Here is a 16,587-nt window from a genome sequence, read left to right on the forward strand (position 1 = left end):
ATTGGCAACGCACGAGTGATGAGGCAATCTTGACGTTACTCGGCGATAATCGTCACGGACATGTCTTTGATGTTTTCACCCGTTGGAACGACGAACTCTACTGATTCCCTCCCTTCGTCAAACCCCCGTTCGTATCGTTTTTCCTGCCCTGCTTCTTCCCAGGCGTAGATTATCTTGACTGGCTCCGGAGTTGAGGATTGGTGAATTCCGTACGCCTCAAAGTCACAGAGCCCCGTGGTATAGCCACCCAGATAAAGATGAATTCGCACGAGGACAGACTTAACATTCGCCGTCGAGACATCCGCGGATCCCGCTAACCATCCCATCGAGTAGTTGTTGTCGTTCGGGATGTCAGCCTTTGCCATTGGTTGCCACGACATTCCACTATCGGTCGACACTTCCAGGCGAAAGTCGGAATCTTCGGGCATCGGCACGCGTAACGCAACCATCGCCGCCGCATTCACTTGCAAGAGTGGTTGAGGCGAATCGATTCGATAAACAATTTGTCCTGGCTTGTTGTTCGTTGTCCAGTATGCCTTTTCACCAACGTGGCGCTGACCTTGATAGCTCACATTCGGCGAACGCATTTCTTTAACTTCGCTCGGCAATAGCGATTCATCTCCAGGGATGAAAACGGGCTCTACCCGTGTTACGCCTCGCGAGCGACAACGATAGGTCACGTTGCAACCCTCAGGCGTTAAACGAGGATACATCGCTTGATTCATCTGACAAACCGTTTTGAAATAAACGGAGATAAGCTCGTTATCTCCATCCATGACAAATCTAATTTGCCAGTGATAGCGTCCCTTGACCATTTCGGTAATGTCGAAGCGAAACTCCCCCTCTACCGAATCGCCCTGTTGCCATGTTACGCCACCGTCAATGGAAACGCTGACATTCACCTTGCCTTGAACTTCGCCGGTGATCACGCAACCATCGGTGGCTTTACCTGTCATCGAGTCCTTGTCATCGACTGGGTCTCCAGCGATCACGTAGGGAGAATCATGGAAGAAGGTCACAAACGCTGGCTCTCCGTCCGAACTCTTGATTTCTGATGCGTCCGAGACCATAAGATTAGCAGACTTGGAAACAACTCCTTCCAAGTAGTTGGAGCTTGATAGGTCTGGCTCGTACAAGAATTCAGCGTTGCAGTAACTTGCATTTCCCATTGCCTGTTCAGGATCAAGCTTCTCAGCATGTTCCACTTTTGCAGAGTTGACAAATGTCCAATTGCGAGACGGCCCCCCCGTTTTTTTGGGAGAAGCGTACCAGAACCGTCTCTTTTCGAGGCCTCCATATGCGTCACGATCGAACCGGCGGGTAAATCGCTCACCACTTCTCAGTCGTACAATTCCTGGATTGGCAGCGTAACCAGTGGAATACATGCGATAGAAGTTCTCCTCTCCCTCAGATGCCACTTGCTCCCAACCCTGCTTCATTGCTTGAAAATCAGCTGGCCACGCGAACGGATAACATGGAAGCGGTGGGTTGGTATGCTTCACCAAGTCTGGGTTCGCGGCGATATCGCGATAACCAGCAACCGTTCTATCTTCGCAGAACACGAGTCCTGCCATGTCGGTATCGAAAGCATGCCACGATCGATCGTAAAACACTTCACTATTGGTATGTCCAGGAAATGCGCGACGTCGCGTCTGGAAGCCCAACGCTTGCCAATAGGGTTCGTTCCAAGCGTGGACAGTCCCGCATAGACCGTACCCATAACTGAAGCGCGCAACATTGGCATCAAATGGCGTTAGTGCATCCTTCGGATTACCAGGGTCCGGAACAACGTTGCCCACTCGCCATTCTTGGGGCGAAGTTTCATGGTACTGATGCTGAAGCATCCACAGATACAAAGCAATCGCCTTCCCTTGCGTAGTCTTCGATTCAGCCGTTGCGAACGCGACACAATCCTCGACCGTCTGAAATGCACCTTCGCCTGGGTAAACGGAGTGATCGGTGCGGAGCGTCGGATCGCCAATCTCGGCCAGGACGTGCGGAACGGCTCCGAACATCCCTAGCAGTACCATGCACGATGCGAACGTCGTTTTACTTCGACTCATTTGCATAACGTTATTCGTTTTAGATAGGGGAAGTGCGACAAGGACTTACCGTTTGATTCATTTGTCTAGTGCGGCGAGGCAATCGACTTAATCTTCCGCTGACATACGACTGGAAGGATTCCCCCTTCCCTCGGGACGTCGCCGATCGTTGGAGATACTCAGCTTATCGAGCTTGGCACCATCTTCTCGGTAAGCAATCTTCAAAACATGGTCGCCAGGCTCGAACTGGTGAGTTGCCAGCAACATCCACTCCCAACCGCTGGTACGTAATCCGTTTACCATGATGTACGGTTCGTCGTTAACTTTCATCCAGAACGAATCGTCATCAGCAGTGGGACAATTGATTCGTCCGTACACAAAGTAGTTTCCGGCTTCTTTAACTGAAAAACCTAAAGATACTCCGTTCTCATTGCCAACGGGGGCCATTTGAATACTTTGCATTCCCTCTTCAACCGTGACAAAACGGCCACCTGATGCTTCGGTGTCGTCACCAACTCGCCAGTTGGAACCTACGTTTGCACCTTCCGCCTCGAACGTCATCGTGACGACGCCCGATGTATCCCGTGTCGGAAGCACTGCTTTTCCTTTGCCCCACCATGCGATCCAGCGGGAATGATCGACCGCGTCGAAGGAACTTCTCGTGACCGTTGTGTTTGCATCACTCTTTCTAAGTAAAAACTTATCAACAAATGCTTCTACCTCCGGACGTTGACTATCTGGGAGTTGACAATGTCCGTGGCCTCCCACGATCGAAAAGCCGAAGCGATCTTCAATTCCGAATTCCTTCCATACTTCGTGTGCGGCTCGGCTGGAAACATAACCTGACTCTTCCGCCAACCAAGCATAGTCTGTATTCCCGAGTACGAGTAACGCACGCGGAGCGACCATCGCCATCAATTCGTGATGGTCCATCGGTAATTTGGCGACATTCTGGCCGGAAAACTGAAACATGCTTCCCATAAACCAAGCACGGCTGGTTGCCCCCAACGTCTCCACCTTGCCAAGTGTTTCGGAAACGCGCCAAGCCGCTGCGCCACCCCCACCGGGCTCTTGAGCAATCGTCAAGGCAATTCGCTCGTCGAATGCTCCAGCAAAGAGAGCCATTTTGCCGGCAAACGAGCAGCCAGTAATCGCCAAATGTTCCAGATCAATGGGAAGATCATCACTTACGAGTTCTAGGCCGTCGATCAGACGACTGACGCCCCATGACCAAGCACAGTAAGCCCCAATATGCGTGGAATCCGGATAGAGCCGATTAATTGGCTCTTGGCCACGTTTTTGGGTATGCGCCATCACTTGACTGAAGTTGAAGGGAATCATCGCAATGTTACGACTCGAAAAGATTTCACTCGGTAAACTTCCCGAACCGCGTCCAATGCCAATTACTGCGGGGAAAGGTCCATCCCCTGCCGGCAGATTAATCTTCGAAGAGAGTGTTAACGTTTCACCTTCAATTGTGACTTTGACGGTCAATACTCCATTCGCGTAATTCGCGGTTATCTCCTCAGGTCGACCTGGCTTCTTTCCGATCTCGTAGTGCTCGATCTCAGACCTAATCTCAGACCGGCGTCTAGCCCACTCTTCGAACCGAAGAACACGACCACTACCGTCTGACCACATCAAAGGATCGGGAAGAGGTTTTATTCGAGGAAGGTCTGCGAGATTGGGCAGGACGGGCGGTGGAAAGTTAACTCCAGTGTTTTCAACAGAATAGACCAAAGGCGGTGTGGTACTCCTTTTCTCGTCGGCATCTTGCGCTCGACATAGGGAACTGTGGAGAATCAAGAATAATTGCACGAATACTACGACTAAAAGCGGTAATCGATTCATGCTAAGACTCGCTACTCAGATAAGAGAGGTGGGGCGTTTCGCTTGCAGAGGCAGGTTGCTCGACCAAACAGAAAAATGACCTACCAAACCGCATCGCAGAGTGAGACAACTCCGATTCTAGCAACCTCTGAACCGGTAGTCGCTATTTAAGTTACCCAAAACTTTGGCGCGATACGCGTTAGTAGAAATCAGCAGATAGCTAAAGGCACACCATTACGTTGATGGACATAGCTACCGCCCGAGATTCGGTAGACCAGACCTTCCCATCATCGCAAATCAAGTTAAATCCTGGCGCCCCTTCTTGCCTAGATTCCTGATCGAAATCTACTTCTCAAACTTCGGCTTTTCTGCCGGCAAGACGAATAGAATCGCAACGACGAGCGCAATGCAGAGCATCACGCCGCCGCCAGTCGTTGCCGCGTCGATACGATGAGCGAGAAGTTGCACACCTTGAATTGATGGCAAATCAGCCGAAGCGAAAACCAACACCAAGGCAGACAGACCAAGCGTGCCACCGAGTTGATGGGCTACGTTAACGGCACCCGATGCCGCTCCTTGGTGTTCGTCAGGAACTCCCGACACTCCCGCCACCGTCAATGGCCCCAGTGCAAAACCGTTGCCAAATCCTACAAACAGCATCGGAAGGGCAATGTCCCACCAATACGATCCACCAGCATCAGCCTGGCCTAGCCAAAGCATCCCTGTCGCACTAAGTCCTAATGCTAGTGCCACGACAATGCCATTTCCAAAGAGATTGGTCATCCGTGGCACCGCCATCGCAGAGATAAACGTCGGAACCGAGACAGGCAAAAAGCCGATGCCTGCCATTAAAGGAGAAAATCCAAACACTTCCTGCATGAACTGCGTGGTGAAGAAAAAGAAACTAACCATGGCCCCGAGGAACAGCATACGTGACACGTAAGCGCCGGATCGTTCGCGACTAAGGAAAAGCCAATAGGGCAGCATCGGGTGATCTGCCCGTCCCTCGTTAATGATGAACAACGTCAGCAACACCACCGCTACGCTAATGGCTGCCAATGTTAGCGGATCACTCCAGCCCACTTCCGCGGTTCGGATAATTCCAAACACCAATGCGCCCATGCCGATTGTTGAACCGAGTGATCCCAATAGGTCAAACTTACCTGGACGACTCGCTGAGTTCGTGAGGTATTTCGACGCTGCCCAATACAGACCAATTCCAATCGGAACATTGATCAGGAAGCCAACTCGCCATGATAGCTGATCAGCGAAGATACCACCGACCACCAAACCGAAAGTCGACCCAGCTCCGGCTACCATCGAATAGTAGGCTAGGGCCTTTGTGCGTGCAGGCCCCTCGGCAAACGTCGTCGATATCAAAGAGAGAACGGTCGGGGCCAATATGGCCGCTCCAATGCCCTGCACTGCCCGGCCAAGAATCAGCCAGGAGGGTGCCTGCGCAAGACCAATCGCGAGCGAAGCTACTGTGAAGACGGACAACCCCCAAAGAAGCATTCGCTTCCTACCAAACAGGTCGCCCGCACGCGCACCCATTAACAGAAATCCACCAAAGCAGAGCAAATAGGCATTCTGGACCCATGAGAGCCCTACCGGCGAAAAACCAAGACCCTCGCGAATGTCAGGCAACCCAGTAACGACGATCGAGATATCGAGAACAATCATGAAATAGCAAGTCAGCACGATCGCCAGAACAGTCTTCGCGTTATCGCGGACTGGAAGTGATGCTGACTGCCATTGCGGATCAGGATCACCCAATTCGAGGGAGGCCTCCGTTGCCGTAATCTCTTCATCGGCTGGTTCGATGATCATCTATTTCTTTCACTTCAGCGGTCGCCGGAATGACAACTCCGGTAACCAATATGGTCAGGGATCGACACAACCCGCATCGTTCGATACAGCTATCTAAAGATCATCTTCTAAGCAGCTTCCGAATAAGGGGCATCGCTAGTTTGGATCTCGGCAGCCCCCCTCTCGATCTCCGAGAGATCCAAATCAGTCCATTCGATTGCTGTGGCATAGCCGTGACGGGTTGAACGGCATGAGCACGTCGAATGGTGGCCACTTTAACTTCTGATAATCCGAAGTGTAGAACTCTCCCCTCTTGAATCAATTCCCTGCCTGTGCGAGCCACTTCTTCGATTGGCACGTTCGAATTGACACCGTGCTGATAAGGCAGGTCCATGCGGTCAATCGGCAACCGTTTAGACAACCGTCGGTAGCTTACTAAATGTGCTAAGAATTGATGTGCAGGCCAGCTTGCTTGTTGAATTCGTCAAACGCAAAACTAAACTTTGTTGCAATCATCCTTTGATCGCGGACCGGAGCGAGCGTCTTAGTAGAAAACTCTTCGTTGTTGTAAGGTCCGTATAGATCGGCGTATCGAAGAAGGCGACCCTAAGATCAACGACCTTTCGAATCAGAGTGATGCTCTGCGCTCGTTTAATTCCTTCCCCGTAAACAATGCCTATTCCCCTCCTCCTCAGACCGATCGTTGGCACTGATAACTTGCGATTACCGCGAATTCCTGTCCTTATATTTTTTTGGTCTTTGGAGTTTTTTTCGTTTCCCGCAACTTATCTCAGCGGTCTTGTGACGTTGCTAGTCATCTCTCGAAAACGATGCAGCAACGCATTTGTTCTCACGATAGCGTCGTGTGATTTTGTAGGTTCTTTTCTGCCCAGCTCGACACTTGTTGTGCTATTACTCTCAGCGATTTCTGAAACGGAGTTACCTACAGAGAACAGATATCTAGCAACTCGAATCATCCGGGCAGACCGTAGCGAACTGGAAGAACGCATCCGAAAGACAGCGTTAACCAATATTCGATAGTGTACAAATCCAAGCATTAGCTCGGCATCTCGTTTCCTCGTGGCTTCCCCTTCACCACGAGGAAACGATTACGCCAGAACTGATCATTTCTGCGCGGATTTGAGCGATGCCAAGTAGAGCTCATCAAGCTTCTTCATATAAGCCTTTGGATCCTTAGCAATCTTCTCCGTACATGGTGGACAGCAGACGTAGAAGATTTGCCCATCGACAATCGTCCATTTTGCCTTCGCCGACAGCTTGTTCTCCATGACGGGACAAATACCTTGCGCTTTGGCAAAGTTGTTGTGAATGGTCGCCCAATGGGTTGGGTTAACCTGCTTTTTCAAACACCCTTTACAACAAACGAATACGATTTCTTCGCCGATCTTCACTTTCAGGGGAGTTCCCATCGAGCCTAGTTTCTGGCCGGAAATCGGGCAGATCTCTTGTACTGCGACATGGATCTTATCATGCTCTGAAAGCTCCTGTGCTCGAACGCTCGTGGCCGTCGCAGTGATCAACAAAGCGGCGATTAGCATTAGTGATTTCATGTGATTGCTCCTCTCGTGAAAACGTAAAACAGGTTCGCGACCAACGGCAATTATGCTGCGGTCGCATGTGAAGTTATTTCCTCGGACACTTCTTCATCCGAAGACATTTCAAGAAGCGAGTCACTCAGGCCCGCTTTCAACTTGATTTCTAAATACCAGCAGTAGATCGTCGGAACGACGAACGTGGTGAACGGTTCAATTAGCATGCCCCCGAATACGGGCAACGCCATTGCCCTGGCAACATCCGCCCCCCTGCCAGTTGAGAGAAGGACGGGAATTAACGCAGCGATCGTAGTTACCGTAGTCATCACACAAGGCCGAATTCGTTTGAGACCTGCTTGATAGACTTCTTCACGGAGATCTTCAACGCTGGTAATCGTGCGCCTTTTCAATCGATCATGGATATAACTTGCCATCACAATGCCATCATCTGCCGCCAGCCCAGCCAATGCGATGAAGCCAACCCAAACGGCAGTGTTCAATTCGATCTCCATGCACGCCAAGGCGATCATTCCTCCGGCACAGGCAATAGGAATGCCCGAGAACACGACAAGCGAGATCGGAAGATTACGAAAGTGAAGGTAATGCAGCAGCAAGTTGATTAAGAACACCGCTGGAATGATCCACATCAGGCGGTAGTTTGCCTCGATTTGGTTCTGGAACGAGCCAACAGCTTGAAGTTCAAAGTTGCCGTCTGGAAATACCAGCTTACCGGTCTCCCGTGCTTCGCGGAGAGACTGCATGACGGCGTCCACCGTTTCTAAGTCGCCAGCAGCACCAGAAGGGGTGAACATGACGTGGGCGACCAACCGCGAGTCTTCGCTATTGATCATGCCTGGTCCCCAGGTCGTTGACACATTGGCCAAACGTTCTAAGGGAACGACTTCATTGGTATGGGTAACGATCGGTGTCCTCGGTAGCTCACCGATGTTTTCTCGCACATCGCGGCTGAATCGGACTTGGATTGGGTATCGCTCACGTCCTTCAACTGTGGTCGTTACATCTAGTCCCCCCAGCCCAGATGCCACAATCTGATTGACCATCATCGTGGTCATTCCATATCGGGCCGCTTCTTCACGATCGACCTCGAACTCGTAGTATGGTTTCCCCATGACGATGTCAGGATTGACAGTTCCACTATTGACGAGTTGATGTTTCTTTAACTCATCAGCTACTGCGACCGAGGCCTCCGATAGCCCTTCCAAAGAGTCACCATAGATACGAATCGCCATCGAAGCCTTGATCCCAGACTGCAACATCACAATCCGCCCCTCAATTGGCTGCAGTGGGGAGGCTGGCGTAACCCCCGGCAGCGTCGCAGCCTGATTGATCTGATCCCAGATATCGCGTTCGGTAATTCCTTCACGCCATTGATCCCGCGGCTTGAGCATCACATAGGTTTCGATCATGGCCGCTGGGGCTGGATCGAGAGCCGAATCGACCCGACCGATCTTTCCCATTACATTAGCAACCTCAGGAATTTCCTTGATCAACACATCTTGGGATTGAAGTATTTCCATAACCTGGCCAAAACCGGCGGCAGGGTACAGACTTGGCATGTAAAACCAACTCCCCTCATCCAAGGCAATCCAGTCGTCGGACTTTAGGCCCTGGAAGGTATGCTTGGCATCAACGTAGCCAGGCACCTCATTGAGGTCAGCCCCGACGATCGAAACCAGTTTCTCGAAAGGTCGGAGGACGGTTGGTAAACCGATCCAGGCTCCTAAGCCTAGGAAGAAAATGATCAAGGGAAAGCTGAGCATCAGCCCTTTATGATGCAGCGCCATCTTCAGCCGGCCAGCATAAAGGTATCGCACGAATCGGCTTGCCGGGTTGTCTTCCATTGGACGTAGCTGTTCGCGAGTCATCCACCATCCAAGGGCCGCACCGATTGTTCCGATGCCGACCGTGATCAGCCACAGTGGTGCCCCCGTGAAGTCAGCCAGATACTTACTCCACATGAGATGTCCGAGCAGCATGCTGACTGTGGCTAGTCCCACCGTTCCGACAACCGTACGCCAACTCGACCGAGAGTTGCGGAGAAACAGCCGAGCCAGGACCGGAACGACCGTTACGGCCACAATTAGGCTTGCTGCCAGGGCAAAGGTCTTTGTCCATGCCAATGGAGCGAAAAGCTTGTAGTCTCGGCCGGTGAGAAAGAACACCGGTAGAAAGCTCACAATGGTAGTGCTCACCGCTGTCAACACTGCTGGAATGACTTCTCCTGCCGAGTTTTGGATAGCGCGAAGGCGTTCGCGAGCACCGCCTAATGCACCTTTCGCTTCCCACTCGGCCAATGCGTCGTATATGTTTTCCAGCACAATGATTCCCATGTCGACCATCGTACCGATCGCAATCGCAATCCCGGCTAGCGACATGATGTTCGCGTCGACATGGAACCACTTCATAGCCGCGAATGACATCAGTACAGCCATGGGCAAGGTGATTGCAATAATCAAGCTTGATCGAACGTTCAGCAGAAAAAGTACGACGACAGCGATCGTGATCAAGATCTCGTGATTCAAAGCATCGGTTAGAGTGGCAACCGTTTCATCGATGAGTTGAGTACGATCATAGATCCCGATGATCTTTATTCCGCCTAACTCACTTTCCAGTGAGGAGATCTTCTGCTTGATTCGTTCAATGACATCGCGCGGATTCTCTCCATAACGCATCACGACGACACCACCAACCGTCTCTCGACCATTAAGATCTATCGCCCCTCTGCGGAATGACGGTCCAACCTGTACATGGCCGAGATCACGAATACGCACGGGCACGCCATCACGAGTTTGGACAACCGTATTCTCGATCTGGGCAATCGTTTCGGGCTCCGATTTGCCAGATCCTATAAAACCTCGCCCGCGAACGATGAACTCCATCCCCGACGTTTCAACCGTTTTGGCGCCAACATCAATGTTCGATGCCTTTACAGCATCGATCACTCGACTCAACGGTAACTGGTGAAAACGGAGTTGGTCTGGATCGACCTCGACCTGATACTGTTTAAGGTAGCCACCGATCGAAGCAACTTCCGAAACCCCATCTACCGATTGCAGCGCGTACTTCAAAAAGAACTCTTGCTTGGAACGGAGTTCCGCAAGGTCCATGTTGGGAGGTCCTTCCAGGACGTAATAGTAGATCTGCCCCAACGCCGTAGCATCGGGGCCGAGGCTAGGCGTTATCCCTTCTGGGAGTTGACTTCCGATCGACGTAAGTTGCTCAGCCACGCGAGACCGTGCCCAGTAAAAGTCGACTCCATCGTCAAATGTGACTTGGACAAAGCTGAAGCCAAACATGCTCTTTCCACGGACACTCTTGGCCCCTGGAACCGCTTGTAATCCAATCGAAAGAGGATACGTCACCTGGTCTTCGATATCTTTTGGCGAGCGTCCTGGCCATTCGGTCAGCACGATCACCTGATTTTCCCCTACATTCGGGATCGCATCCAAAGGAACTTTGGAAGTGCAATACCATCCGTAGGCTGCCAGGCCGAAAGCCGTCAACAGGATTAACAGAGGCTCTTTCAAACAGAAGCGTAAGAATCTGTGAATCATCGAACGACCTCCATGGGCTGCCGAATCATCGGCACTGCCATCGAGGGCGTGGACGATTCGTTTTCGGATGAAACGGGAACGGCAATCGCATTCGGAGGAAGGTCGGGCACGATCGATAATTCTTGAATAGGACCGATCGGAGGTAAGCCGGGACTACTAAACGATTCCGATTCTTGATCCAAATTGTCGAGAACCGAAAGATACTTCTCAGGCTCCTCCATCAGCGACCCGCGGCACCCTTCGCAACAGAGGAAGATCTTTCGACCGTTGACTTCCGCTTTGGGCGGCGTTCCCATTGAACCTAATGGCATCTCGGTAACAGGACATATTTGCTGTGAGGTGGCGAGTGACTGATCTTCCGGGCTTAATTCGCTGAGCGCCGCCAACACTTCAGCAGACGGCCCGCTTTCGGTCGAAGGTAAATACTTGTCAGGATTGATTAACGAAGGATTTCCTGCGAGCTGCATTTGAGAATCAATGAGGAAGTTACCACGCACGGCAACCTTTTCTCCCGGTTCTATTCCCTCGTGAATAACAACTTGATCTCCACTTTGATGTCCTGCAACAACGCGTCGAAGCTCAAAGCGGCCGGGCTCGGCTTCTACGTAAGCGACACTGTTCTTCCCTGTCATTAAAACGGCACTTCTTGGAATGGAGACGACCTGGCTTTCTCCTTGTGGTACGTCGGTGAATCCGTAATGAGAAGCAGGCACTAATTCCATTCCACTTAGTGGACATGTCCCGGGCTGATCGAAGATCTCGTTGGGATAACGCGGACTCATCCAACGACTAGCCAATTCAGGATCGTAAAGGCGTTTTTCAGCGCCGGGAGCAATTGCGATCTGCAGGTAGGCTGTTGCCAGATCGCCAATTTTCAGTAAACCCTCTTGGTTTGGCAGTGCTACCCGTACACCTATCGTCCGGGTTCGTTCGTCAACGTTCGGATCAACAAACGCGACTCTACCAGAAAACTTTTTGCCGGGTAGCGATTGAACTTCCGCTTCAACCTTCTGCCCATAGCAGATATTGGCCGCGTCTTCAGGAAAGAGCTCAAGCATGAGCCACACTTTGGAGAGATCGGCCAATTGATAGATTCGATCACTCGCTTTGACGTACTGCCCTTCAACGGCTAGCTTTTGAATCACCGTGCCGCTCATTGGCGAATAAAGATGCAAGCGACTATCTGCTTTACCTCTCGCTTCTAATTCGTCGATTTGGGCATCAGTCATGCCGAGTTCGATCAGCTGTTGTCTGGCATTCTCGTAAAGATTGCGATTCGCACTAACAATACTCTCTAAGGTTTGAGGAGACGCCTGTGCAACCGATCGCTTGGCCAACAGAAACTCAACTTGTGCAGAATATAATTCCGGTGAATATACGAGCGCCAGCGGTTCCCCCTTCTTCACGACGACGCCTGTAAAATCGGCGTAAAGGCGATCGAGACGCCCGGCGACGTACGCAGAAATGGTCTTGAGCGAAGCTTCGTCGTATTGAAGTTGTCCCACCGCTCGAATGGTTCGCGACGCCGTCTGAAACGAAGCCTCTGCTGTTTGAATATTCGCAATTCTTCGAGCCGCCGGGGCGATCTCGACGGACTGCGAATCTCCTTTGGAACCGCCAGAGGATGCCACGACCAATTCCATCGCGCAAACAGGACAACGCCCTGGCTGCGACTGTGGCGGAGTACACATCATAGGACAGATGTACTCAGCGGTCGCACCTGAAGAGGCCGATGCCGTACCACTTCCTGACGCGCCACTTGAGATAAGACCGAGTCGCTGCATTAGTCCAAGACCGGCAAACAACATCGTTCCACATATCAGGAAGATGACGGGTTTAATAACGAGTCCAACTAACCAACGGCGATCGAGCGTATGCCTAGCTTCCTGCTTAGCTTCCGTTGCCGATTCATTTGGCTTTGGAATATCACTCATAAGACATTTCCTTCTGTATTCGTCAGCGCGTGCGCAGCTTGCATTGCCGCACAAGGTACAAGTGGGTAACCCATGATGGCTGCGTAGACCGGTCGTACTACAGCATCGTGTGCAACCACGAAGCGACGTCACAATTCCGGTGAACGGTCAGCGGAGGTTTAACTAAATGCGCAAAGCGGTGCGCAGAGATTTGCTACTCAAAGCGTGTAGCGACAGAGCGTCGAACAGCGGTCGACCGAAAGCGACTGAATCGCAAGCAACTGAACGTGTACAGGTTGTTGCGGACACTTGATCTCAACAGCGGAAGCGAAGGTGTTCACCATTCCGACATGAGAAACAATGTCAGAGCGAGGGTCAGAATCTTGAGAGGGTACCGCCGGCGAACTTACAGGCTCCCCTTTCCCGCAGGGACAACCTAAACCGCAATGACAAAGAGAATTGTCTGAATTAGATCCATGGCAACAAGTTGCCTTGGTATCCTTCGACTTAGAATGACAGCAAGAGTGCGTTTCGTTTGAGTGACAACAAGAGCAGCTCGCTGCACTAGTCCCACAGCAGGACGTACCTTCGAGACCACAAGCACGAACCTCGATCGCAATCCCCTCTACGGGCAAAAGCAGGATCAAGGTCCAAATCCCAATTCGGGTCATTCTGTGCTCGGCGTTGGGCACGTGCTTGAATCTCAGTGAAAGTAACAAATACACCTTGAAATTAACATCGGCGCCAGAAGCCGTCCAGCAACAAGTTCTCTCTCAAAATGTTCGCTAAACCGTACTAATGCAAGGATCTTGGCTAGAATCCAACATCAAGTCAAGGTCGGTTCCCACCGGATACGGTCAATTGAAGCGAACCAAACGACTCCCTTAAATTGAAATCTGATTTAATTGCCGTGCCACCCATCCAATGGTAGATTCTCGCTATCCCCCTTCCTACCAACTCTGGTCGCAACTTCTCCTGCCAAGGGAATCTTCCACATGAATCGCCGTCACTTTCTTCAATGGAGCCTTGCCATGGGATTGACCTCACAAGTTCGCGCAGCAGACCTTCCGGATGGTTTGGATGATGCGGACAAGGTACTAAAGCAAGCGACTGCCAATGGCCAGGTGAAATCAGCGACACTACATGTCAGGCGGAAAGGAAACGCGGTAACTCGAGCCTATGGCAATGGGACCTCGCCAGACTCGATGTTCCTGCTCGGTTCTATTTCGAAGCCGATCTGCGTCACTGCATTGATGCGACTGTACGACCAGAACGAGTTCCGACTAGATGATAAGCTAAGCAAGTACCTGCCTAAATTCACCAGCAATGGGAGAGAGAGCGTCACGCTGCGTCATGTCTTGACGCACACTTCCGGACTTCCCGATCAGTTGGCTAACAATGCTGAGCTTCGTCGTAGCCATGCTGAACTTGATAAGTTTGTCGAGTACGCGCAGCAAGCGCCCCTCTCTTTTAAACCCGGTTCTGACTACCAGTATTCGAGCATGGGCATCCTGTTGGCAACTCACGTTGCTGAGTTATTGACTGGCAAGGATATTCTTTCTCTCGTTGACGATACCGTTTTTCAGCCACTGAAAATGGAACATTCGGCTCAAGGTCTGGGACGTTTCTCGCTTGATGATATGGTTCTCGCGCAAACCGAGTTTGCCGCGCCCGAATCAGGGAGTGGCGATCCAACGGCAAAGAACTGGGATTGGAACAGTCACTACTGGCGCAAACTGGGCGCGCCTTGGGGAACCACTCACTGCTCAGCTCCCGACGTCGCTAAGTTTTTGTCGGAGTATCTCTTCCTGAATGGTACCGTACTTAAGCCTGAGACAGCCAAGCTGGTGAGAACCAACCAAAACCCAGCCGGGATCAAACCGCGCGGCATCGGGTTCGATATCGGTTCGCGGCTAGGTGGCGATGGCTGTTCGGAAGAAACTTTTGGTCATACGGGATCGACCGGGACACTGGCCTGGGCAGATCCCACCACCGAAACAATCTTTGTCGTGCTCACTTCGCTTCCAGGTCGAGCGGTAACTCCGCATCCCCGTCAATTGGCCTCAGCGGCGATCGCGACGAAATAATAGTCGATGCTCATCTAGCCTCGGACTGATTTGAAGCAAATCAGCAGTTGCCGAAACTTTACGATTTGCAGACGTCACCTTGCCAGCTTATGTACGTCATGCCTCAGACCTCTCATTACAGTCGAGTAGGATTGACAGGCACCGAGGGAATCTTACCAGAGGCTTTCTTCCGCAATAGATGGCGAAGATTCTCGATAACGGCGCTGGATCGCGTATCAGGATCTCGGGCTAGGTTATTAAACTCGTTTGGATCGGTGTGATGGTCGTACAACTCGATGCCATACTTGCCGTCACCCCATTCCGTGTACCGATACCGATCGGTTCGAATACTGCATCCCATCACCATCTCTGGCAAACGATCGTCGGCAGGTCGAAGAACTTGCATAATTGCCTGACCGTTCCATTGAGCCTGCGGATCGTTAATCAACGGACGCAGACTACGACCGGCTAAGTCATTATTCGAATCTACTCCAGCCAGATCGGTAACCGTCGGATAGATATCAACAAATTCAACAATTTGATCGCAGTCCCCCTGCCCTTGATGCCCTGTAGCGCGAATGATCAACGGTGCTCGAGCCGCTTGCTCGAAGAGCGTCCGTTTTTGCCAAATACCGTTATGCTCTCCCAAATGATATCCATGGTCACTCCAAAGGACGACAATCGTATTCTCAGCAATCCCTAATTCGTCTAGAGCCGATAGCAAGCGACCAATCTGAGCGTCCACCATCGAAACGCACGCGTAGTAAGCCTGCGTCGCTTTCAATAGCGTCGCCTCGTCCAGGCCATAGTTGGGCACTGGGCAATTGTGAGCAAACGCTGCCGTAGGGATATCGTCTCGGTCATGCGCGGGAGAATACGGCAGTCGTAGTGTCTCTAGTGGGTACATCTCAAAGTACTTTTTCGGAGCCACGTACGGCGTGTGGGGCCGAAAGAATCCGACACCTAAAAAGAAGGGTTTATCCTTCTTTTCTCGCATGATCTTGATTGCTTCGGTGGCGATCATACCGTCGGTTTGTTCTTCTGCGTCCCCTTCAGCGGCTAACCAACTGAGGGATGCGCTGATCTTGCGATGGGGCTCGGCATTGAAGACTTGCGACTCTTCTGTCTTGTCGCGTCCTTTTGGATTGACGGTTCGATCCCATGAAGGAGGATCGTCGAAGCCATCGGTTCCTATTGAAGCAGGCACGTTGTAGTGATATATCTTTCCGACACGTGCGGCGAAATAGCCCGCCTTCTGAAATGCCTGTGGCAACGTCACAACATCGGGCAACTCGTCACGAAAGTGGCGATCGAGATCGTACACTTTGATTTGATCGGGCCGCAGTCCCGTCATCACCGATGCCCGCGTTGGATTGCAAAGAGGCAATTGATTATAGGCTCGCCGAAAACACATTCCGGTAGATGCTAGTCGATCGATGTTCGGTGTCTGCGCGACAACGTCGCCATAACATCCAAGCGTACAAGCCAAGTCATCTACCGCGATGAATAACACATTTGGCTTGGCTGCCTCAGTGGAAGTTGACTGACATAGAAGAACACTAAGCGTACACAGTATCAACGAGCCGAAGCGATCTGGTTTCATGATATCTTTGGAGAAGGTGATTTGGGGTGAGTAGAAACCTCTATCGTATCAACTTGTCGATAACCTACCTAGAGGCTGTTTCAAAACCCTGACGTTATAAGCTTGCGCCAGGTAACGATTTGCGTTACACCTACCATCGAAAGGAGTCCTTCGATGGCTGGTAAACGTGAAGTGCTGCTCACCGACGAGCAGTGGG

9 protein-coding genes are annotated in these 16,587 nt (G+C 51.5%); 1 reads left to right on the forward strand and 8 read right to left on the reverse strand.

What is annotated here, in order from left to right:
• Window positions 1-35: 35 nt before the first annotated feature.
• The 7 genes from C5Y83_RS01455 to C5Y83_RS01490 form a co-directional block, all read right to left on the reverse strand.
• Window positions 36-2,063, reverse strand: coding sequence for a hypothetical protein (locus C5Y83_RS01455; protein WP_146117589.1), 2,028 nt, complete (start codon window positions 2,061-2,063; stop codon window positions 36-38).
• An 87-nt stretch (window positions 2,064-2,150) separates the two neighbouring features.
• A complete protein-coding gene (locus tag C5Y83_RS01460) occupies window positions 2,151-3,683 on the reverse strand; it encodes a hypothetical protein (protein ID WP_199194954.1) in 1,533 nt (510 codons plus the stop codon).
• A gap of 534 nt (window positions 3,684-4,217) precedes the next feature.
• Window positions 4,218-5,702 (reverse strand): MFS transporter, encoded by a 1,485-nt coding sequence (locus tag C5Y83_RS01465; protein WP_105327856.1) that lies wholly within the window; start codon window positions 5,700-5,702, stop codon window positions 4,218-4,220.
• A 100-nt stretch (window positions 5,703-5,802) separates the two neighbouring features.
• Entirely contained in the window at window positions 5,803-6,102 is a 300-nt protein-coding gene (locus C5Y83_RS30095) for an aldo/keto reductase (RefSeq protein ID WP_409994576.1), read from the reverse strand.
• Window positions 6,103-6,805: 703 nt separating this feature from the next.
• Complete coding sequence (locus C5Y83_RS01480; RefSeq protein WP_146117590.1) at window positions 6,806-7,252, reverse strand: hypothetical protein; 447 nt, start codon at window positions 7,250-7,252, stop codon at window positions 6,806-6,808.
• Between the two features lie 50 nt (window positions 7,253-7,302).
• The gene (locus C5Y83_RS01485) at window positions 7,303-10,809 is read right to left on the reverse strand and encodes an efflux RND transporter permease subunit (protein ID WP_105327859.1); all 3,507 of its coding nucleotides are present in this window, start codon (window positions 10,807-10,809) and stop codon (window positions 7,303-7,305) included.
• Window positions 10,806-12,743 carry an efflux RND transporter periplasmic adaptor subunit gene (locus C5Y83_RS01490; protein ID WP_105327860.1) on the reverse strand — a complete coding sequence of 646 codons (1,938 nt, stop codon included), beginning with the start codon at window positions 12,741-12,743 and terminating at the stop codon, window positions 10,806-10,808. Before C5Y83_RS01490 ends, C5Y83_RS01485 begins: the two co-directional genes overlap by 4 nt.
• 974 nt (window positions 12,744-13,717) lie before the next feature.
• On the opposite strand from C5Y83_RS01490, the gene C5Y83_RS01495 reads away from it, so the two are divergent.
• On the forward strand, window positions 13,718-14,809 hold the full coding sequence (locus C5Y83_RS01495; RefSeq protein ID WP_105327861.1) for a serine hydrolase domain-containing protein: 1,092 nt from the start codon (window positions 13,718-13,720) through the stop codon (window positions 14,807-14,809).
• A gap of 115 nt (window positions 14,810-14,924) precedes the next feature.
• On the opposite strand, the gene C5Y83_RS01500 is transcribed toward C5Y83_RS01495, so the two are convergent.
• Window positions 14,925-16,391: a sulfatase gene (locus C5Y83_RS01500; RefSeq protein WP_105327862.1), complete on the reverse strand. Its 1,467-nt coding sequence runs from the start codon at window positions 16,389-16,391 to the stop codon at window positions 14,925-14,927.
• Window positions 16,392-16,587 lie beyond the last annotated feature (196 nt).

This window comes from Blastopirellula marina (genome assembly GCF_002967765.1).
In the GTDB taxonomy this organism is placed as follows: Bacteria; Planctomycetota; Planctomycetia; order Pirellulales; family Pirellulaceae; genus Bremerella; species Bremerella marina_A.

Coding starts and splice junctions, on each gene's coding strand:
- C5Y83_RS01480 (WP_146117590.1), bottom strand. CDS start 7,252: ATGAAATCACTAATGCTAATCGCCGCTTTGTTGATCACTGCGACGGCC.
- C5Y83_RS01495 (WP_105327861.1), top strand. CDS start 13,718: ATGAATCGCCGTCACTTTCTTCAATGGAGCCTTGCCATGGGATTGACC.
- C5Y83_RS01500 (WP_105327862.1), bottom strand. CDS start 16,391: ATGAAACCAGATCGCTTCGGCTCGTTGATACTGTGTACGCTTAGTGTT.
- C5Y83_RS01465 (WP_105327856.1), bottom strand. CDS start 5,702: ATGATCATCGAACCAGCCGATGAAGAGATTACGGCAACGGAGGCCTCC.
- C5Y83_RS01485 (WP_105327859.1), bottom strand. CDS start 10,809: ATGATTCACAGATTCTTACGCTTCTGTTTGAAAGAGCCTCTGTTAATC.
- C5Y83_RS01455 (WP_146117589.1), bottom strand. CDS start 2,063: ATGAGTCGAAGTAAAACGACGTTCGCATCGTGCATGGTACTGCTAGGG.
- C5Y83_RS01490 (WP_105327860.1), bottom strand. CDS start 12,743: ATGAGTGATATTCCAAAGCCAAATGAATCGGCAACGGAAGCTAAGCAG.
- C5Y83_RS01460 (WP_199194954.1), bottom strand. CDS start 3,683: ATGTGGTCAGACGGTAGTGGTCGTGTTCTTCGGTTCGAAGAGTGGGCT.